25 protein-coding genes are annotated in these 18,722 nt (G+C 67.1%); 13 read left to right on the top strand and 12 right to left on the bottom strand.

The genetic code is table 11. From position 1 onward, the window contains the following. The first annotated feature begins 70 nt into the window (after positions 1–70). The gene (locus tag IFT88_RS16355; RefSeq protein ID WP_192121912.1) at positions 71–655 is read left to right on the top strand and encodes a GntR family transcriptional regulator; all 585 of its coding nucleotides are present in this window, start codon (positions 71–73) and stop codon (positions 653–655) included. 45 nt (positions 656–700) lie between these two features. On the opposite strand, the gene IFT88_RS16350 is transcribed toward IFT88_RS16355, so the two are convergent. Genes IFT88_RS16350 through nrdH form a run of 4 tightly spaced genes read right to left on the bottom strand, consistent with a single transcriptional unit; the run spans position 701 to position 1,950 of the window. Continuing rightward, positions 701–1,099, bottom strand: a complete 399-nt coding sequence (locus IFT88_RS16350) for a hypothetical protein (protein WP_192121910.1) — start codon at positions 1,097–1,099, stop codon at positions 701–703. Next, positions 1,096–1,359 (bottom strand): hypothetical protein, encoded by a 264-nt coding sequence (locus IFT88_RS16345; RefSeq protein WP_192121908.1) that lies wholly within the window; start codon positions 1,357–1,359, stop codon positions 1,096–1,098. Before IFT88_RS16345 ends, IFT88_RS16350 begins: the two co-directional genes overlap by 4 nt. A 10-nt stretch (positions 1,360–1,369) precedes the next feature. After that, a complete protein-coding gene (locus tag IFT88_RS16340; protein ID WP_192121906.1) occupies positions 1,370–1,687 on the bottom strand; it encodes a hypothetical protein in 318 nt (105 codons plus the stop codon). Between the two features lie 2 nt (positions 1,688–1,689). Further along, complete coding sequence (gene nrdH, locus IFT88_RS16335; RefSeq protein ID WP_192122031.1) at positions 1,690–1,950, bottom strand: glutaredoxin-like protein NrdH; 261 nt, start codon at positions 1,948–1,950, stop codon at positions 1,690–1,692. A gap of 1,080 nt (positions 1,951–3,030) precedes the next feature. Here nrdH and IFT88_RS16330 point away from each other — a divergent pair. After that, positions 3,031–3,222: a hypothetical protein gene (locus tag IFT88_RS16330; RefSeq protein ID WP_192121904.1), complete on the top strand. Its 192-nt coding sequence runs from the start codon at positions 3,031–3,033 to the stop codon at positions 3,220–3,222. Positions 3,223–3,354: 132 nt separating this feature from the next. Here the strand turns inward: IFT88_RS16330 and IFT88_RS16325 are convergent, their stop codons facing one another. The 3 genes from IFT88_RS16325 to IFT88_RS16315 form a co-directional block, all read right to left on the bottom strand. After that, positions 3,355–3,678 (bottom strand): hypothetical protein, encoded by a 324-nt coding sequence (locus IFT88_RS16325; protein WP_192121902.1) that lies wholly within the window; start codon positions 3,676–3,678, stop codon positions 3,355–3,357. A gap of 89 nt (positions 3,679–3,767) precedes the next feature. Then, on the bottom strand, positions 3,768–4,682 hold the full coding sequence (locus IFT88_RS16320; protein ID WP_192121900.1) for an ArdC-like ssDNA-binding domain-containing protein: 915 nt from the start codon (positions 4,680–4,682) through the stop codon (positions 3,768–3,770). A 79-nt stretch (positions 4,683–4,761) separates the two neighbouring features. Then, complete coding sequence (locus IFT88_RS16315) at positions 4,762–4,947, bottom strand: hypothetical protein (protein ID WP_192121898.1); 186 nt, start codon at positions 4,945–4,947, stop codon at positions 4,762–4,764. A gap of 372 nt (positions 4,948–5,319) precedes the next feature. On the opposite strand from IFT88_RS16315, the gene IFT88_RS16310 reads away from it, so the two are divergent. Continuing rightward, positions 5,320–5,484 carry a hypothetical protein gene (locus IFT88_RS16310; protein WP_192121896.1) on the top strand — a complete coding sequence of 55 codons (165 nt, stop codon included), beginning with the start codon at positions 5,320–5,322 and terminating at the stop codon, positions 5,482–5,484. Positions 5,485–5,680: 196 nt separating this feature from the next. On the opposite strand, the gene IFT88_RS16305 is transcribed toward IFT88_RS16310, so the two are convergent. Together IFT88_RS16305 and IFT88_RS16300 are read right to left on the bottom strand one after the other, a co-directional pair. Then, positions 5,681–5,833, bottom strand: coding sequence for a hypothetical protein (locus IFT88_RS16305; RefSeq protein WP_192121894.1), 153 nt, complete (start codon positions 5,831–5,833; stop codon positions 5,681–5,683). 19 nt (positions 5,834–5,852) lie between these two features. Beyond that, the gene (locus tag IFT88_RS16300) at positions 5,853–6,047 is read right to left on the bottom strand and encodes a hypothetical protein (protein ID WP_192121892.1); all 195 of its coding nucleotides are present in this window, start codon (positions 6,045–6,047) and stop codon (positions 5,853–5,855) included. A gap of 126 nt (positions 6,048–6,173) precedes the next feature. Here IFT88_RS16300 and IFT88_RS16295 point away from each other — a divergent pair, with 126 nt between their 5' ends. Both IFT88_RS16295 and IFT88_RS16290 read left to right on the top strand, forming a co-directional pair. Next, positions 6,174–6,569, top strand: a complete 396-nt coding sequence (locus IFT88_RS16295) for a hypothetical protein (RefSeq protein WP_192121890.1) — start codon at positions 6,174–6,176, stop codon at positions 6,567–6,569. 38 nt (positions 6,570–6,607) lie between these two features. Beyond that, on the top strand, positions 6,608–7,216 hold the full coding sequence (locus tag IFT88_RS16290) for a hypothetical protein (protein WP_192121888.1): 609 nt from the start codon (positions 6,608–6,610) through the stop codon (positions 7,214–7,216). A gap of 50 nt (positions 7,217–7,266) precedes the next feature. Here IFT88_RS16290 and IFT88_RS16285 read toward each other — a convergent pair whose 3' ends face one another. From IFT88_RS16285 to IFT88_RS16275, 3 genes are all read right to left on the bottom strand, one after another. Then, positions 7,267–8,190 carry a DUF3800 domain-containing protein gene (locus IFT88_RS16285; protein ID WP_192121886.1) on the bottom strand — a complete coding sequence of 308 codons (924 nt, stop codon included), beginning with the start codon at positions 8,188–8,190 and terminating at the stop codon, positions 7,267–7,269. Between the two features lie 136 nt (positions 8,191–8,326). Next, positions 8,327–9,193: a hypothetical protein gene (locus tag IFT88_RS16280; protein WP_192121884.1), complete on the bottom strand. Its 867-nt coding sequence runs from the start codon at positions 9,191–9,193 to the stop codon at positions 8,327–8,329. After that, positions 9,190–9,534, bottom strand: a complete 345-nt coding sequence (locus IFT88_RS16275) for a PadR family transcriptional regulator (protein ID WP_192121883.1) — start codon at positions 9,532–9,534, stop codon at positions 9,190–9,192. The genes IFT88_RS16280 and IFT88_RS16275 overlap by 4 nt, the downstream gene beginning before the upstream one ends. Positions 9,535–9,866: 332 nt before the next feature. Between IFT88_RS16275 and IFT88_RS16270 the strand changes: the two genes are divergently transcribed. The 8 genes from IFT88_RS16270 (at position 9,867) to IFT88_RS16235 (ending at position 18,134) form a co-directional block, all read left to right on the top strand. Further along, positions 9,867–10,487 carry a hypothetical protein gene (locus IFT88_RS16270; RefSeq protein ID WP_192121881.1) on the top strand — a complete coding sequence of 207 codons (621 nt, stop codon included), beginning with the start codon at positions 9,867–9,869 and terminating at the stop codon, positions 10,485–10,487. 281 nt (positions 10,488–10,768) lie between these two features. After that, on the top strand, positions 10,769–12,826 hold the full coding sequence (locus tag IFT88_RS16265; protein WP_192121879.1) for a cytochrome c oxidase assembly protein: 2,058 nt from the start codon (positions 10,769–10,771) through the stop codon (positions 12,824–12,826). Further along, positions 12,823–13,434: a copper resistance CopC family protein gene (locus tag IFT88_RS16260; protein ID WP_192121877.1), complete on the top strand. Its 612-nt coding sequence runs from the start codon at positions 12,823–12,825 to the stop codon at positions 13,432–13,434. Before IFT88_RS16265 ends, IFT88_RS16260 begins: the two co-directional genes overlap by 4 nt. Before the next feature lie 38 nt (positions 13,435–13,472). Next, positions 13,473–14,021 (top strand): copper chaperone PCu(A)C, encoded by a 549-nt coding sequence (locus IFT88_RS16255; protein WP_192121875.1) that lies wholly within the window; start codon positions 13,473–13,475, stop codon positions 14,019–14,021. Continuing rightward, a complete protein-coding gene (locus IFT88_RS16250; RefSeq protein WP_192121873.1) occupies positions 14,018–15,256 on the top strand; it encodes a Dyp-type peroxidase in 1,239 nt (412 codons plus the stop codon). The genes IFT88_RS16255 and IFT88_RS16250 overlap by 4 nt, the downstream gene beginning before the upstream one ends. A gap of 50 nt (positions 15,257–15,306) precedes the next feature. Continuing rightward, complete coding sequence (locus tag IFT88_RS16245; RefSeq protein WP_192121871.1) at positions 15,307–16,758, top strand: PepSY-associated TM helix domain-containing protein; 1,452 nt, start codon at positions 15,307–15,309, stop codon at positions 16,756–16,758. Between the two features lie 69 nt (positions 16,759–16,827). Continuing rightward, on the top strand, positions 16,828–17,265 hold the full coding sequence (locus tag IFT88_RS16240; RefSeq protein ID WP_192121869.1) for a GNAT family N-acetyltransferase: 438 nt from the start codon (positions 16,828–16,830) through the stop codon (positions 17,263–17,265). A gap of 161 nt (positions 17,266–17,426) precedes the next feature. Then, positions 17,427–18,134, top strand: coding sequence for a hypothetical protein (locus IFT88_RS16235; protein WP_192121867.1), 708 nt, complete (start codon positions 17,427–17,429; stop codon positions 18,132–18,134). The last annotated feature ends 588 nt before the right edge of the window (positions 18,135–18,722 follow it).

Below are 18,722 nucleotides of genomic sequence, written 5' to 3'. Positions count from 1 at the left end.
ACCTTGTCCCCCACCCCGAAACCACTGAATGCACTGGTATACCAGACGCACTATGTGCAAGGATCGGTGCATGCCGATTCCTACAGCCACCACTGAAGCAGGTCCCCGCCGTCTCCTACGCGATGTTGTCTTCGAGAAGATGCTTGCCGCGATCGTCGATGGCACTCTCGAGCCGGGCGAGCGGTTGAACGATGATCAGTTGGTGAAGTGGTTGGGGGTGTCGCGCACCCCGGTGCGGGAGGCAATCGCGCAGCTGCACACCTACGGTCTGGTCGAGATCGAAGCGAACCGCTTTACCCGCGTCTCCACCAGGGATGACGTCGTCTATGCCGAGGCGGCGCAGTTCCTTGCTGGCCTTCACACCCTCGCGAGGGAATGGGGCACCAGCAACCTCGACGCCGCCACCCGGAAGACCCTGTCGAAGTCGATCGCCACCGCACGAAAGCAGCTCAAGGCCCACGACCTCGAAGGCCCGGGCACGTTGCTCGACGTCCAGGGTGAGCTGGCGAAGGCGTCGGGGAACGCTTTGTTCGTGGGGACGGAGGAGCCGTTGCGGATCCGGGTGAACTTCCTTCGCCCGCGCGAGGCTGATTCCTACGACTGGGATGCCTTGGTGGCTGTGGCGGATGAGCTAGCGGAAGCTATCAAGAGCTAGCAACAGCAAACAGCCCACTCCCCCACCTGTCGGGCTGCGGCCAGATCACACCTCGGATGGTGGGGTCTTCGCGAGTTGTTGAATGCGGCCGGGGCTGACGCCGAAGGCAGCGGCTGCGGCGTCGAGTTTGTAGCCGCCTGCGCGTGCGGTGCGGACGGCGTCGCGGCGCAGTTGTGCTGCGCGCTGCTGCAGTGTCCGGGCCTGCTCTTCGGCTTCGAGTGCTGCAACCCAGAGCCGTTCCGCTTCCTCGGTGACGTGCACGGTGACGTCGACGTCGACACTGTCCGGTGGGACGCCGAGGTGGAGGGCTGCGACCTCGGCTGCCACGTCGGGGATCTCTCGGACGGTTCGGGCTTGGCCTATGGCGTCGAGTTCGGGTAGCCGCACAAGCCACCACCGCCCATCACGGGTGGCGGTGGCCTTCAGAGTGCGGGTGCCGGTCACGCCTGCCCCTCGGGGCCCGCACCGTGGGCCCGAAGTTGTGCCTCAACGGTTTGGGCAAGGGCCCAAGCGGTGCGGGCCTGCCGTTCTTGGCTCTCGGCCCATTCGACGTCGGGGTCGCTGTAGTCGCCGGCTCGAAGGGCGTTGTCGGCTGATGCACGGGATGCTTCTTGAAGGGCCGTGACGAGGATGCTGCGGGCGTCGTCCTCAGTGAGCTCGAGGGTCACCGTGATGGTGGCCGGGGTGGGGCTGGTGTCGGTCATGGCGGTCTCCTTAGTTTCGGCAGTGAGGGTGTGCGGGCGGTGTGACTGTGTGGTGACGGCCCTTCCAGCAGGAGCAGTTGCGGTGGTCGTAGGCGGCTCGGTAGAGGCGGTCGGCTTCGTGGTTCAGTCGCTCCACTTCTCGGGCGAGCTGCTCGTGCTCGTTGGTTCGCAGGAGGTACGCCGTGGTGAACCCGGCCTCATAGATGCGCTTCTCCGAGGCAGTCAGCTCCCACGGTTCGACGTCACTGGAAGGGTCGTCGTAGAGGGGTGGCGCGTCGGCATCGGTGGGAGGCGGCACCTCTTCCTCGGCCCACCCAAACTCGTCCATGGCTATGCCTCGACTGCTTCACTCTCGGTCGCTCCCCCGGCGGCCACGCGGTCGATGTGGTCGGGGCGGAACCCTCCCCAGTGGTCATGCTTGGACACGACGATGACGGGGGCCGTGAGGTAGCCCAGCTCCTTGACGAATTCGAGGGCATTGGCGCTCTCGGTGACGTCGACCACCTGGTAGTCGAGCCCCTTTGCATCGAACGCTCGGTAGGTCATGCGGCACTGCATGCAGTCGGGCTTGCTGTAGACGGTAATCACGATTCCACCCCCCCTCGGTTGCCTTTCGTACTCAAAAGCATACTCCCCCTATTGCTGCAAGCACAAGGGGGGCTATTATTATCTTGATGCGGCTTCCGGTCGGCGGTGGAGGTCGTCAATATCGTCGTCTCCACATGAGCGCCCCTCGATCCAAGCAACGACCGCACCCTCGGCCCCGACTGCTCGGAGCATCCCGGCTAGGGCCTCGACCTCGCCGCAGGTGAATTGGGGGCCGACGTCTCCGGCGAGCATCTGGTTATCGAACGCGTTGAGGAACCGAACGACGTCGGGAGCGTTGGTGTCGATGGTCTGGGTCGTGGCCTCTTCCCTCTCTCCCCACGTTTTTTTGGCCGTGGAGGCGATGGAATGGCCGGCAGGACGATCGGGGGCCGTGCAACTGGTCGTGGAACAGCGGACTGAGCGAAGCGAGGGAGGGTATGCCGCGAAAGCCGGTTGAGCGGAGCCCGATCGGCCGCACGCTGCCCCAGGCTCCACGACCAAAGAAACGGCCCCGGCACAGGGCCCGGCAGTGCCGGCGCTTGGGTCGGGACTCTAAGGAAGCCTGCTTCGGTGAAAATTGCGCAGGATGCTCTAAAGCCAGAATTTGGGCACCTTTTGCAAGACCTCGACACAGAAGGATTTCGTAACCCAACCGTTATATTCCGCGGCGCCGGGATGACGACTTAGCGGCGCCGATCGGCGCCGACGGTGGCGCCGACGTGAAAATCCCCGTGGCTACAGGGAACGCACTATGGGGTGACGCCACATGTGGCGCCCTACCGGCCGAGTAGGGTCCGAATGGCTTGTATTAGTCAGGCATGCCCTGAAATCGCCTCAGACAGCCACGAGTGGCCGTCTGAGGCGATTTTCGCCCTTGGCGTGACGGGCGTCGCGGTACTCTGGTCCTGTAACGCAAACGACCCCGGTTGGCAGATCGTCAGCCCTTGTGAGGGTCGACGGCCAACTGGGGTCGGATACGGAAACTTAGCGGGCTTCGTATTCGATCGTAACCCCGGCCCGGGCCTGGACGTCAACCGGCGTCCACGCTCGGGCTGTGGTCGGGTGTTGCAGATTGGCACCACCATGAGCGCACTGCGCCCCGGCAACAAAGCACCCATCAGCGGCCAGTACCTCGAAGTCGGCCCCCGCGGCGGCATCGTGGGAAAGCACGAGGTGACAAGCACGAAGAACAAGCCGCTGCCGCCCACGAAGGTGGCGGGCCGCACCTACAAGCCCGTTGACGGCACTAACAACAAGTCGGGCGGCAAGAAGTAGCGGCCTCCGCCTGACCCGCATTGCGGCCCTTCCGATAAGCGGAAGGGCCGCTCTGCATTGCTGGCGTAGTGCAGGGAGCGCGAGGGGCCGGCCCTTCGCCCGGCCGCTCGCGGGCGGGCGAGCACCGCCGGTTCAGGGCGCGCGCGTCGAGCTGGTGACGGTCACGGTGATGGTGTGCACGGGCTCGGGAGAGGCCGGACCGTGACCGGCCCCTCCGTGCTCGTACGCCCATGCGATCGCGACCGCTTCGGCGGGTCCGTCTCCGAGCTGGCCGAACACGGCGCGGTGTTCGTCGTCGGTGTGAGCTCGGCGGCGGGTGCAGCTCCACGGGGTGCCGAGCACGTCGACCGTCTCGGCCTCGCACTCGTACCCGGCGGGGTCAAGGTCCGCGGCGGGGGCTGCGGGGTCGAGCTGCTGGGGGTTGAGGTCCTTGGGGCGGCTGTAGGTGATGAGCACGGCGGTTCTCCTGGGGGGTCGTGGGGCTGCGGTGGCGGCTCGGCCGCCGGGGTGGGGGGCCGCGGCGCTAGCCGCGGCCCCTGCCGCTGTCAGGCGGCGTCGGCCTCGTCGGTGTCCTCGTCCTCGGGGTCGAGAATCGCGGCGATCTGGTGCGCGGTGGCGAGCACGCGGGCGGCCGTGCCGCGGATCAACTCGACGTCGGCGTCTGCCCATCCGGCGACGTATCCGACGCTGTAGGCGCTGGTGTCGAACCCGACGAGCCCGGCGACGACGTAGGCGACGCTCTCGGCCTCTGTCTCCATGAGGCCGCGGTGCTCGGCGTACTCCGCGAGGTCGTCGACGTGACCCATGAGCACGTGAGCCGTCTCGTGAATCATCGTCTTGGCGGTGTGCTCGGGGCTGAGGTGGTTCCCGATCACGACGCGCTGCCCCTCGGGGTCGCTGTAGCCGTTGCGGCCGCCGGTGAGGTCCTGGTGCTCGACGGTCCAGCCTTCGCCGTCGAGGTAGGCGCTGAGGGCGTCCACGATGCCGTGGTCCTCGGCGCCGGTGAGCTGCCGGACGATCGTTCGATCCGTCTCCCCCTCGATCACGTCGGTTTGGGCGATGTCGAACACGGAGAGGATGGGGAACCTGACGATGCGCTTTTCTTGACCCTCGCCGTTCTCGTCCTCCTCGGTCACCTTCTTGGTGCTGTAGCCAAAGATCCGCACGGCCTTCTCGCCCTTGCGGACCTGGCGGCCGAGGCCCTGCCACTTGCGGAACCCGGCGACGCGCTCGGCGTCGGGGCGCTGGCTGAGGATCAACAACACGTTGCCCAGGCTGTAGGCGTGGAACGCGGACGCGAAGTCGAGAAATGCGGTCCAGCGGTCGGAATCGCGCAAGCTCTCGACCTGAGTCGCGATCGACTCGTGGAGGGCGGCGGCCTGGGCCTTCTTCTCCTCCATGCTCTTGCGGGGTGCGGCGGTCTTAGCGGGGCGGCGGGTCTTGGTAGCGGTGGTGGTCATGGTTCCTGCTCCTGGGTCGATCGGTGATGATGGGTGGAGCGGGAGGGACCTAGTTCGAATAGGTCCCTCCCGTCCTGTGTCACTCGCTGTCGGTGCGGGTGAGGGTGTCGACGAACGTCATGACCTCGGGGCCGGTGATGGTCGCCGTGTGGGCGAGTTCCCACCCGTTCCGCGCGAACGTCGAAAGGTCCGAGTCGCGCTCGCCCAACTTGCGGAGCTGGCGCTGCAACTCGCCCTCCCCGACGACCGGAACGAACGTGGTCACGGTGGTGATCTACTGCTTCTGCATTTGCTTCCTCTCCCTCTCGTTTTTTTGCCGTGAAGGCGGTTTTCCGCCTTAGCGACCGGAGGGCGCAGTGCAACCCGGAGGGCGGCCGGGGAGAGAATTTCGGCGCGAAATAAGGGAGCTTGCGACCGCGTGCCGAAATTCTCGGAGGAGCCGGTGGCGTAGCCACTTGAACGGAGTCCCGGAGGTGGCTACGAGGGAGCGCAGCGACCGAGCCGCCGAAGGCTTCACGGCAAAAAGACGTGCCCGAAGGGCATTGAGCGCCGCGCAGCGGCTCCCCCGGGAGCGCAGCGACTCCCCCGGACCGCAAAGCGGGCCGTTCGCTACTGTCGACCCGTGATGATGCGAGTCGTGATCCTCCTAGGCGTCGCCGTCATGGTGGTCATCGCCGTGGTCGCGATGGTGCTCATGGTGAAAGACATTCGCGCCAACCGCCCCGCGTCTCGGCGCGCAATCATGACGCTCTGCGCGGCCGGCATCGTCGCGGCCGCGACCATCGCCTACGCCGTCATCTGACACGAGCGCTCGTCGGCCGGCACCGGACTCGAGAACGATCAGGGCGCACGAAGAAGCCCTCGCCCGGCTGGGGGGAGCCGGAATGCGGGGGCTGCTGCTGCCTAGCGGGTTAGGGACCGCCCGGCAGCTCTTGGCCAGCTTGGGGGGAAGCTGACCGGAGCCAAGCTACGCGTGGCCCCTGACGACTCTCTCGGGCTCAGTAGGGAGCGACCGAGGTCACGATGCGATCCTCGGGCAGCGTGGCGCGCACCTGGTCGATCGCGTCGGCCGGCGTCGGGGCGTTGACCTCAACGGCCACGGCGTCGGCGCTCGTGTCGCCCTTGGGGCGGTGCCTGACGAACCAGCTCATGCCCGGGCGCTACCCGCGGTCACGACGGCCACTCGTCCGGCTCGGGATGCAGCCGCCCCGTCAGGGCTGACAGCTCGGCCTCGTGCTGGATCATCCACGCGACGGCGCTGTTCAGGCTGCCCCCCAGCTCGGCCCGCGAGAGGACGTAGCCAAGGGGTGCGGCACGATCCCGGCGGACCTGCCAGACACCGAACGTGCCAGGGATCGGAGGCACTGCAAGCGGGTGCGTCGGGATCGGCCGGCGCAGAATCTTCGCCGCAGCTTCACCTGACCCTCGGACTCCCACGGCGGGAGCGTACGGCGCGCCACCGACGTCGACCACCGGCCCTAGTCTGATCGCATGAGCACCCCGGAGCCTCGCGAGCTGCTGTTGGTCTTGGTGGAGGTCGACGACGACAACATCACCGCAACATTCGACCTCGGGGGCCCGCTCCCCCTCGACGTGCCGGCCGACTGGTTCACCTACGGCCTGACCCTCGCGGGTTCTAGCGGCGGTCCGGTGAAACAGTTCGGTGTGCGGTTCTCCCCCACGGAGACGAAGGCGTTCATCTTCGAGTTCACGAGCGCGACCCAAGCGAACTACGACGCGGCGTACGTCGACAACCGAGGCTCCTCTGTGGTCGTCAAGTTCGTCGACGCGGCCCTCGGGGTCGACTCGATCGGCTCCCTGACCGGCTTCGCCACCGTCGAGGGCGAGGACGTCTCGATCGACGTCCCGGTGCAGCTCCTCACCTAACGCCTGGGCGAATCGGAGGACGTGGCACCCTTTGGCCTATGAGTCTCGAAGGCCTGCCAAATCTATCCGTGCACCATCAGTGGGTGTACGTCGTTGGGCGGATCGTCGTTGAGTCGGTGAACGTGGACGCACGCCTACGCGCATTACTGGCAACCCTCAACGGTCGAATGGACCGTGATGCCCTCAGAGAAGCTGCACCGCAGTGGTCGACCACGCTGGCAGGCTGCAAGAATTACCTCGCCCAAGTGCCGTTCAGTGAAAGGACTTGGGCCGCTGTGATGGCAGTGGTGAACGACGCTGATGCAGCCTGGAACGAACGCAACCGATACGTGCATGACCTTCTTGTCGAAACCATTGCCGCCGACGATCAGCCCCACCCGGACGCGGCTGCGTTCGACGGTAGACACCCACGTCTGCGCGTGCGCCTTGCAAGCGACCGAAAGGGGGGTGCGCCAGACGCGCAGGTCGTGTCGCTTGATCAGGCAGTCGCCTTGGTGCACCAACTCGTGGCGGTTGGGTGGCGGCTCCGAGGGGCGCAGGGCCACCTCGCGGGGGCTACGACGTGGAATGATCTTCTTTTCGGGCACGTCACGGGCGACTGGGATGGTTCTGCCGGGTGGACTTCAGATGAGGACGACGACAACTGATGCAGCCAACGGGTTATCCACAGTGCCCTAGCGGGCAGCATTACGGAGCGTCAGCGCGTCGCTCGTCCTCTAGCTGCCGCTGCCGCCTTCATGGCCTCCCAGGGCGGAGCTTCTCCCTGCATATTGCTGGCAAGGGTGCCTCTTGTCGGGTACGTCACGCGAGCAGTGCCGAAAATGTCGGCATTGTTCGGATCTTTAATACTGCTCTGCCACAGGTGCAATTTTGACTCGTACGTGAATGAGCTACGGACGTTCGGCAGCGCTGCGGGTTCGGTAACCCAGGCATACGGTGACGGGTCGAGGAGCTGGTAGTCGATCGCGCGGGTGACGCACGCGGCAACCCAGTCGGCAAACTGGATGTTCGCGCTCAACTTGCTATCCACGTGCATCGGCGGCTCGATGATTCGACGCATTTCCGAGTGATCGGAGGCCCGGCCGAGAATGTGGCTGTACATGCGGGGAAGTCGCTCGGCACGGGTCTTCTCGTTAATTTGGTCGATGACAACCATCACGTTCGACTTCTTCGTCTTCGCGTGGCGAGCGATGCGGTTAAGTGCCTCCTGCATGGCTGCTGTCTCACGGTCGGCTGGTTCCGTATTGCCGAGCGGCGCGACCTGCTTCGGTGTCCCGATGGGCTTCTGGTCTGCGTAGTAGAAGAGGTTCCCGCCGCCTTTGACGACCTCGCTCACCAGACTCGAAAACACCCGAAGTTGGGCCGGGTACCTACTACGAGTGTCCGGGCGGAACACGTCCGAGCCTTTTTTCTCCCACCGGCCAGAGTGCTCAGCTTCAGCAAGTTCTTTCTTAAACAGTTCTCCCTTAGCCGCCTGGAACAAGGCTCCGAAGTAACGCGCTTTGTGCTCAGGGATGATGAAGCCGGCGTAGCCGAACGCGGGGCTCGTCTTATACCGGTTGTGATCGCGGCTCACGAAAGCACCGGTTTCCCCAATTTCGTCTATGTACGCAAGCAGCACGTGGACAAGTATCACGGGTTAACGCAGAAACCCACGCCGGGGCGTGGGTTTCTCGAATTGGCGCTCGGGGAACTATTTCATCCCTAGCTACCGCCGGAAAGTCTACGCGACGGAATAGAGAGAGGTCTACTAGATCTCAGCTGTGATGACCGTCTCGGTTGACGATCGCTTGCAGAACCGGCTGGATGTGCAGGGCCGGGGTGGAGATGCGGACCAAGGTTGCGCCGGTCAGGGCGGCGGCGACGAACGGCAACAGATTCGTGAGTAGAAAGGGGAGGCCGATCGTCGACCAGATTCCGGTGACGACGCCAAATGACAGCGTCAAGTTGGTGGCACCGGCGATCACGAACGGAATGAGGGCTGCCGTTAGCCGGCTTCCGCGGGTGCCACTACTAAGTGTCCAGACCAGGGTTGCGGCGGAGGCGATAAGTCCTGCGCCGAGCCAGTAGTCCAGTCGAATGTGCCCGACGAGGATGAGAGCCCAGATGATGCCCAGCGCGAGCATTGTGAGGCTGCCCAGCAGGAGAACCCTTCGGTCCTTAGTTCCCAGAAGGACGCCGGCCGCTGCGAGTGCCGCGGGGACGATGCTCGCGAGGATAAGGATGGAGAAATACGCGAATTGGCGGGCAGGGGTGCCGATGAATGATCCAAGAAGCGCGAGCGCAACCGAGCTTGAGAGCATGGAAAGCAGGGCGGACAGGATCAGCAGTGGGACGGTTGGCAGGCTGTGTGGAAGGGGGCGGGCGTTAAGAACTGGAGCGAACACGGGGCTCTCCGCATCTTTTTGTCTCATTGGTTGGCGGTGTAGGAGCGCGGTACCGAGGGCTCCTGAGAGAAGGGCCGCCCGGGAGACGCCGACCTCGTCCGCGTGTTCAAGGTCGGCACGCCACTGTTCACGCCTGCTGTCTCGATGCGATGCTGTTGAGAGGAGCACGGCCATTTCCAGGACGGCTTCTTCGACCTGCTCGGCAATCAGGGCAACACTTCGCTCGATACGCCTCACGACGTCGCCACGGCCCAGCGACTCAAGGTCGGTCTGGGCTTTCCCAACGGCAGGCTTGACTCACCCTTCTGGACTCTGGCGGCTACCAGCGCGATACTCGCCTGTTTGCCTTCAGAGGTGAAGTCGTAGAGCCGCCGCCTCGGCCCAGGGCGCTCGGGGGATTCTTCCCACGATGAGACAAGCCAACCCAGCCGCTCTAGCCGCTCGAGGAGGGGGTAGACGGTGCCTGGTAGGCGGCCTGTGTCCCGGATGACCGCCAGTCCCCACGTCGGGCCCTCGTGGGCGAGTAAGGCATTGAGAACGTCCACGGTCGGTACCGTGATCCGCGTGAGGGGTTCCATACGCTTAAGCTATCTATATCAATTAGCAGGGTCAAGCATCGGTAATTCAGGTCTGTCTTCAGTTTGCTCAGTCTCGATTGCTAAAGCGCGTCCCGTTAGGCGATCGTTCTCCGATCAACGGTGGAGGCCAGCCGCTCCCCCGAAGCTACGGGGCGCCAGCTGTCTCGATAGGTCAGTCCGAAACTGATCTCGGTGAACGTTCCTCCATCGGACACCTTGCAGGGCGTCGCTCGAAGTCGAGAGACCCCGGGCTGCACCCGCCCTGCCAACTGCTGTTCCGTTGCACGCTCCCCGTAAGCTGGGCGTCTTCCGCAACAGGTGAGGAGAACGTCGTGGGGTCGAGGTGGTCACGTCTTCTTCGTGGCTCACTGACGACCGTTCTCGCTCTCACCGTTGCCGCGTTCTCCCACGTCGCCGGCGGGGGCTCTGCACCGGGTGTTCTCGGCATCGGCCTCGCTCTGGCGTTCGCCCTGCCCCTGGCGGTCGCGGTGACGGGCAAGAAGCTCTCAGCGGTCCGCCTGTCGATCGCGGTCGCGTTTGCGCAGCTCGCGTTCCACACCCTGTTCTCCCTCGGCGCGAGCACCAGTGCGGTGACGGCGACCGGTGGTGGACACCACGGTCACGACGCCCTGATCCTGCGTAGCGGTGACGCCTCCGGGATGGCGGGGATGGCTGGGATGCACGCTGGCCCCTCCATGTGGATCGCGCACGGTGTCGCCGCTGTCGCGACGGTGGTCGGCATCTGGTTCGGAGAGCGGACCTTGCGGGCACTGGCCGACCTCGCTCGGGAGGGCGTCTCGGCAGTCGTCTGCGCCCTGGGGCTCGTTCTCGTGCTCGTCGCCGAGCCCGTGCAGCTCCGGGCTGTCGTGGCACGGGTGGCCCGTCTCGTCCCGCACGACTCAGGCCTCGCCTGGTCGACCCAGCCTCACCGCGGCCCGCCGGCCGTCGCCTGACCTGTCACTCCGCGACGACACCACCCGGTGCCGTCTCGTGACGCTCGACGCCTCTCTCTAAGGGGCGCGAGCGTGTCGCACACCCGTCCCTGACCCTTTCCGCCGGTACCCGGCGCGAGGTCAGCTGATGCCGGGTGTGACCGTGATCTCGACCCCCGCGTCGGCTCGTGTGGCCGTGGTGGGTGGTCTGTTCGGTGCCGCACGTCGGCGCCTGTCAGGACGTCTCCCTTGTTCCCCTTCCTTCTTTCTCTGAACCCGCGACCTCGCGGTGGACAGTCGTCGTGAGTACTCGGCCGCCCGAGCTCGACGACGTCGACCTCGAGACCGGCGTCACCCCGTTGCCGCCGCTGCGCCCCGTCGGCTCTGTACTGGTCGCGTGCGTGCCCCTCGCTGTCGTCGTGACGCTGCTGGGCCTGTTGTTCACCGGCGCGACGACGCAGACGCTGATCGTCGACCCCGGCGACCTCGTCACCTACGGGTTGCCGGTCGCCCGGATCGTGCACGACCTCGCAGCCACCGTGACCATCGGGCTGCTGGTGCTCGCGGCGTTCGCCCTCCCCGGGCAGAACCGTGCTCCGGGGGTGCTGAGCTTCACCCAGTTCACCGCCGCCCGCTGGGCGGCGCGGGCTGCCGGCGTCTGGTTCCTCGCCGGGAGCGTCGTCATCGTCCTCACCGCCGCGAGCGTCATCGGCGTGCCCCTGTCGGACCCGATCTTCCGCCGCCAGTTCCTGTTCTTCGCCACCGGCCTCGAGCTGGGACAGTCCCTGGTCGTATCGACCCTGTGCGTGCTGGTCGTGTTCATGATCAGCTACCTGACCCGCAGCGTCTCGTGGACCGGCGCCGCGGCAGCCCTCTCCCTGCTCGCCCTGCTGCCCCTCTCGCTGTCCGGGCATGCGGCCGGCAGTGACGAGCACGCCAACGCGGTGAACAGCCTCGCCATCCACCTCCTCGGCGTCACCGTCTGGGTCGGCGGCCTGACCGCGCTGGTCCTCCTGCGGAAGAAAGTCCGTGGTGGCCTGCCCGTCGTCGCCGCCCGGTACTCGGCCCTCGCGGGTTGGTCCTTCGTCGCTGTGGCGCTCTCGGGTGTCGTGAACGTGTCGCTTCGCTTCACTGGGATCGGCGACCTCGTCACGACCGAGTACGGGCTGCTCGTGTCAGCGAAAATCTTCATCCTCGTCGCCCTCGGTGTCGCCGGAGCCCTCCACCGACGGCGCGTGATCCCGGGCCTGGTCCGCGAGCCCACCCGTCGTCGGGGGTTCGTGCGGCTGGCCCTGGCCGAGGTCGTCCTGATGGCGGTGGCCATGGGGCTCTCGGTCGCGCTGTCCCGGAGCGCGCCTCCGGTGCCTCAGACCTCGATCGCGAACGTCGACCCGCGGTCGTCGCTCATCGGGTTCACCTTCCCCGAACCGGTGTCCGTGTCCCGCATGCTGACCGCGTTCCACCCCGACTGGGCGTGGCTCGCGATCGCCGCGGTCTTCGCCGGTCTGTACCTCGCCGGGGTCGTGGGGCTCAGGAGGCGCGGCGACCGGTGGTCAGCGGCGCGCACCGTCCCGTGGGTGGCCGGCTGCGTGATGCTCGCCTACGCCACCAGCGGTGGCCCCGGCGTCTACGGGGCGGCGCACTTCAGCACCCACATGATCCAGCACATGCTGCTGATGATGTACGTGCCGCCGCTGCTCGTGCTCGGTGCCCCCGTCACCCTGCTGCTGCGCCTGTTGCCGGCCCGGCGGGATTACAGCCGCGGCGTCCGTGAGTGGGTGCTGCTGCTGACGCACTCCCGCTACGCCCAGCTCGTGACGCACCCGATCGTCGCCGCGGTGGTGTTCGCGGGCAGCCTGATCGCGTTCTACTACACCGGCTGGTTCCGGTGGTCGCTCGAGACCCATCAGGGGCACCTGTTGATGACGGTGCACTTCCTGATCAGCGGCTACCTGTTCTTCTTCGTCCTCATCGGCATCGACCCGGGCCCCAAACGGCCCCCGTACCCGATGCGGCTGATCATCCTGCTGGCCACGATGGCGTTCCACGCCTTCTTCGGCCTGGCGATCATGTCCGGCACCGAAGTCTTCGCCCTCGACTGGTGGCACGCCCTCGACGCCACCGACGACACCGTCCTCCTCGCCGACCAGGTCACCGGCGGCGGCATCGCCTGGGGAGCAGGCGAGTTCCCCGTCGTCCTCGTCGCTCTGATGGTCGTCCGTCAGTGGTCGCGGTCCGAGGAGCGCGCCGCGAAACGGTACGACCGCAACGCCGACCGCGACGACGACGCGACCCTGCGCGCCTACAACGACCAGCTCGCCCGCCTCAACGGCACCGACACCCCCCGGAGAGAGTCATGATCCCCACCACCTCCCGCACCCCCACCCGGACCGCGGGTGCCGTGTTCGCCGCGGTCCTGCTCGCGATCGCCGCCGCTGTGGGTGTCGCAGCACCTGCGCAGGCGCACGACCAGATCATCTCGACCTCCCCCAGCGAGGACGGTCACGTCGACACCGCCCCGGCCGAGGTGTCGATGGTCTACACCGACTCCCTCATCGAAGTCGGTGCCGTCGTGCTCGTGATGGACGACACCGAGAAGGACTGGGCCGACGGCCCCGTCGCCCTCGACGGCCCCAACGCCGTCCAGGCGATCAAGGCCGGCATGCCCGACGGGATCTACCAGGTGCGGTGGCGCGTGGTGTCGAGCGACGGCCACCCCATCTCCGGTGTCTACGACTTCGCCGTCGGCACCGCCACCCTCACCGCCGACACCGGCACAGAGACCGGCTCGAATACCCAGGCGGCCGCCGACCCTGCCGCGGCCGGCCCTGACGAGGGCACGGCGTCTGGTGCGACGTCGACGACTCGCACGGTGTCTTCCACCGTCGTCATCGGGCTCCTCGGCGCCGTCGCCGGGGTCGCCGTCTTCGGCGGCGTCCTCTGGTTCCGCAGCCGCCGCACCTCATGACTTCCCTGACCCACCACCACCTACAGAAAAGGATCCCCATGCGTACCCTCACCACCACCGGCCTCGCCGCTTCCGCTGTTCTCCTGCTCGCCCTCACCGGGTGCAGCGCTGCCAGCCAGGACAGCGCCGAAGCGGACACCAACACCGAAGCAGCTTCGCTGTCGATCGACGACGCCTGGGTCAAGGCCGCCGACTCCGGCATGTCCGCAGCGTTCGGGACCCTCGAGAACGACTCCGACCAGGACGTCACCATCGTCAAGGCCGAGTCCGACGCCTCGCCCATGATGGAGCTGCACGAGACCGTTGCCAACGACGCCGGCGAGATGGTCATGCAAGAAAAGAAGGGCGGGTTCGTCATCCCCGCCGGCGGCTCGTACGAACTCGCTCCCGGTGCGAACCACCTCATGATGATGGGCCTCGACGCTCCCGTCGCCGCCGGTGACGAGGTCGGATTCACCCTCACCCTCACCGACGGGTCGACGTACGAGTTCACCGCTCCCGCGAAGGACTACTCGGGTGCGAACGAGACCTACGAGGGCGACGACATGTCCGACATGGACATGTCCGGCACGGACGCGGACCAGTGACCCCCGACACGACTCCTGACGACGCTCCTCGGGGCGTCAGCCGGCGGCATCTCCTCTTCGGAGGGGCGGCCGCCGGCCTCGGCGCCGCCGGCGCCATCGGCCTCAGCTACACCGCCCGAGGCACCACCTCGACCGCCGAGACAGCCGACGCGAAGCTCTCCGGTGCCGAGACAATCCCGTTCTACGGCACCCACCAGGCCGGCATCGACACCGCCCCCCAAGCCCACGCCGTGTACTACGCCCTCGACCTGCTCCCGGGGACAGATGCGGCGGCGCTGCGACGGATGATGCAGGTCCTCACCGACGACGCCGCCCGCCTCAGCCAGGGAGACGCAGCCCTTGCGGACAGCGAACCCGAACTGGCCTACGTCCCCGCACGACTGACCGTCACCTTCGGGTTCGGGCCCGGCCTCGTCACCCGTGCCGCCGGTGCAGGGGCGGTCCCGACGTGGCTGGGGCCGCTGCCGGCGTTCAGCGTCGACCGGCTCGACCCGGCCTACGGCGACGGCGACCTGCTGATGCACATCGCTGCCGACGACCCCATGACCGTCGCCCACGCCGCACGGATGCTGCTGAAGGACACCCGCTCCTTCGCCACCCTCCGGTGGACCCAGACCGGGTTCCGGCGTGCCTCCGGGTCGGAGCTGAAGGGCACCACCATGCGGAATCTGTTCGGCCAGGTCGATGGGACCGTCAACCTCGAACCCGGAACGGCGGACTTTGATCAGCTCGTCTGGCGGAACACCGGTCAGGCCTGGATGGCAGGGGGCACCGGGTTCGTGCTCCGCCGCGTCTCGATGGACCTCGACAAGTGGGACAAGCTCGACCGGTCCGGGCGCGAGCAATCCGTCGGCCGGACCTTGGCCAACGGGGCACCTCTGACCGGGGTAAACGAACACGACGAAGCGGACTTCGAGGCGAAGACCCCGATCGGGTTCCCGGTGATCCCGGAGTTCTCCCACATGCGCCGGGCCCGGTCTGACAACCCCGACGAGCGCATCTTCCGCCGCGCCTACAACTACGACGACGCACCCACCCCAGGGTCGTCGGTGTCGAACTCGGGGCTGCTGTTCGTGTCCTACCAAGCCGACATCACCACCCAGTTCGTCCCCCTTCAACAACGCCTGAGCGACCTGGACCTGCTGAACGAATGGATCACCCCCGTCGGGTCGGCCGTGTTCGCGATACCGCCCGGCTGCACCAGCAGCGGCTACATCGGCGACACCCTCTTCTGACCCTCCCGCACGTCACCGCACCGCCTCCTTCACGAGCCACGAAAGACACCATGACCGAGACCCTGCAGCGCCCCACCCCGGCCTCTGACGCCCCTCCCCCGCACCCGACCAGCTCGAAGGGGTGGCTGGGGCAGCTGCTGCTCCGGCTGCACTTCTACGCCGGCATCCTCGTCGGCCCGTTCATCCTCATCGCCGCCCTCAGCGGCGCCGCGTACGCCGTCACCCCGCAGATCGAGCAAGTCGTCTACGACCGCGAGCTGCACGCCCCCGTCACCTCGACCACGCTCCCCCTCGCGGAACAAGTCGAGGCGGCCGAGGCATACGCCGGCGATGACACCCTCGTCGCCGTCCGGCCGGCCCCGGAGCCCGAAGACACGACCCGGGTCATGTTCACCGGCACCGGGCTAGGCGAGAGCGAGACCCGGTCGGTGTTCGTCGACCCCGGCACCACCGAGATCCGCGGCGACCTCACCACCTACGGCACCTCCGGCGCCCTCCCCATCCGCACCTGGGTCGACCACCTGCACCGCAACCTCCACCTCGGAGACGCCGGACGCCTCTACTCCGAGCTCGCCGCGTCGTGGCTCGGTGTCGTCGTCCTTGCCGGTGCCGCCCTCTGGGTCATCCGGTACCGGAAGGCCCGTCGGGCCCGGCGTGACATGGTTCGCCCGAACAACAAGGTGACCGGGTACCGGCGGATCTTCTCCTGGCACGCCTCCATCGGGATCTGGCTCCTCGTCGGGGCCCTGTTCCTCTCGGCGACAGGGATCACGTGGTCCACCTACGGAGGCGCCAACGTCGACAAGCTGCGTGCAGCACTCGACTGGGGAACCCCCTCCGTCGATACCGCCCTCACCGAGACCGGCGGCCCCACCGCCACCGGCGACCACGCAGGCCATGCCGGCCACGGCGCCGCTCCCACAACTGACGATGCCGAAGCACCGGTGATCGAGCCGACGACGTTCGACGAGGTCCTCGGCGTCGCCCGGAGCGTCAACGTGAACACCGGGCTGGTGCAGATCACCCCGCCGACCACGGCCGACACCGCCTGGGTCGTGCAGGAGATCCAGCGCAGCTGGCCCACCGAGGTCGACTCCGTCGCCATCAACGGCGACACCCTCGAAGTCGTCGACCGCACCGACTTCAAGGACTTCAACCTCGCCGCGAAACTGACCCGCTGGGGCATCGACACTCACATGGGCCAGCAGTTCGGTCTCGCCAACCAGATCGTCCTCGTCATCACCGCCCTCGGGATCGCGACGATGGTCGTCTTCGGGTACCTGATGTGGTGGAAGCGCCGCCCCACCCGCCCGGGGGCGCTGATCGGCAAGCCCGCCGCCGCTGGGGCCCTCGCCCGGGCACCCTGGTGGGGCACCGCCGCGGTGATCGTCGTCGCTGCCGGCATCGGATGGTTCCTGCCCCTGCTCGGGATCTCCTTGATCGGGTTCGTCGTCGTCGACGCCATCGTCACCGCGACACGATCACGCGCCGCAAGCCGATAGGGACTCGCAGGGCGGGCAAGCCCCTCGGGGCTGCCCGTCCCGCGCCCCGTCGTCAGGAAGACTCGACGCATGCCCCTGCACCGTGACTACCGCCTCCTCGACGGACCGCCACCCCTGGCCGACTACCTGCGGCTACGACTCGACAGCGGCCTGTCACCCAAGAACGAAGCCCAGGGCGCCGGCGCCCTGACCGGCTCCTGGACTTTCCGGCACGTCGTCGACACCGCCGGGGACGTCGTCGGGATGGGACGTGTCATCGGCGACGGCGCCTGGTACTTCCTCATCGCCGACATGGCCACCCTCCCCGGCCACCAGGGCCGAGGGATCGGAGGCGCAGTCTTGGACGCACTCCTCGCTCACATCGCCGAGCACGCGCCCTCGGGGGCCTATGTGACCCTCACGGCGGACCCACCAGGTAGGCGCCTCTACGAGCAACGCGGCTTCGTCGACGTCGCCCCCGGACGAACCGGGATGCACCTCGTCACAGCCGCTCCAGGGTCCCGATAGTCAACCGGCTGCAGTGGGGCGGGGATCGTGGCGCCACCATGTGAGCGCCGGCTCCGAGTCGGTCACGGGCGGGTAACGAAGATGATGCGTTCCAATCCTTTTCGGGCCCGGTGGCGAACCCAGTACATCCCCACCGGGACCAATTGACAAGGAGCTTCACCATGAACGCTTTCACTCGCAAGAACATCACCAAGACCACGCTGGGCCTCGTCGCCTCGGGCGCCCTGATCTTCTCGCTCGCCGCGTGCTCGATGGACTCCGGTTCGTCGACCGACACGTCGTCCTCGTCGAGCTCGTCCTCGTCCGAGCCCAGCGCCGCGTCGACGCCCGCCGCGTCGATCGCCGACCTCAGCAACGGTGTCGACACCCAGGTCGCCGTCGACCAGTCCTTCGTCGACGCGATCACCAGCCTCGGCCTGACCCCCGGCGTCGTGGGCACCGCGACCTTCACCGACGGCACGTTCTCGTTCCCGATCACCGGTGGCAACGTCGACTACTACGGCCCCGACAGCGACGTGCGACCTTACGTCCAGGGCGAGATCGACCACGACGGCTCGGGCCTGTCGCTGACCTCGGCCGACGGCACCGTCGTCGAACTGACCGACTTCCGCATCGACCCGGGTGAGAGCAAGCTCTACGGCACCGTGACCGTCAACGGTGCCGTCGCCGCCGAAGACGCCTACCTGTTCAACCTCTGGGGTGGCACGCTGAAGCCGATCCAGATGGAGGGCTCGAACGCCGTCCTCGAGGGCACCACCGTCCACATCAGCCCCGACGCCGCGTCGCTGCTGAACCAGACCTTCAAGACCGACGCCGTCCAGGACGAGATGCTCGTCGGCGTCGCGAAGATCACCGCCGCCACGGAGTAACACCTGCCCGGCCGCACCCCGCCTCGCGAGGTGCGGCCCGGAACCCGGGTCGTCTCCGTGACGACGCACCGGCCCTCGTCCTGCCTCGAGGGTCGATGATCCCGGTGGGCCCCCTCCTGCATCCGTGCAGGAGGGGGTTTTCCTCTGTTCGGGCCAGCCGACAGACGAGGCAAGCGCCACCGTGTCGATTGCCACGTCGTCGACCGCTCCGCCCTTGCTCCTGGGGTAGCTCGCCGGCAACGGGCGCGTTGCTCACCGCGCCGGTCGCCTCCTCGTCCGCACGGCGGCTGTTGACGATCGGCGCAGACAGAACTTCTGTCCCTCGTTCTGGGGTCACCACGTTCGATTCAGGCGCATAGAGTCCACTAGGTGCTGTCGGGGGCACGCCACCCCGACCATCGAGCCACCTGGACTGACCGTCATGCCTCTTGCACCTGCGCCACCCTTGGGAACCGAGCGCTCCGACGACGACCTCCTCGTCCTCGTCGCCGAAGGCAACCAGCAAGCTTTCGCCGTCTTCTACGACCGTACGGCCGCCCGTGTCCTCGGACTGGTCCGTCGCATCCTGGTCGATCCGGCGCAGTCCGA

Origin of the sequence: Frigoribacterium sp. CFBP 8751 (assembly GCF_014841545.1) — a bacterium.
Classification (GTDB): domain Bacteria; phylum Actinomycetota; class Actinomycetes; order Actinomycetales; family Microbacteriaceae; genus Frigoribacterium.
The sequence above is the reverse complement of the archived record's forward strand: the minus strand, read 5'-3'. Positions and strand labels throughout refer to the sequence as shown.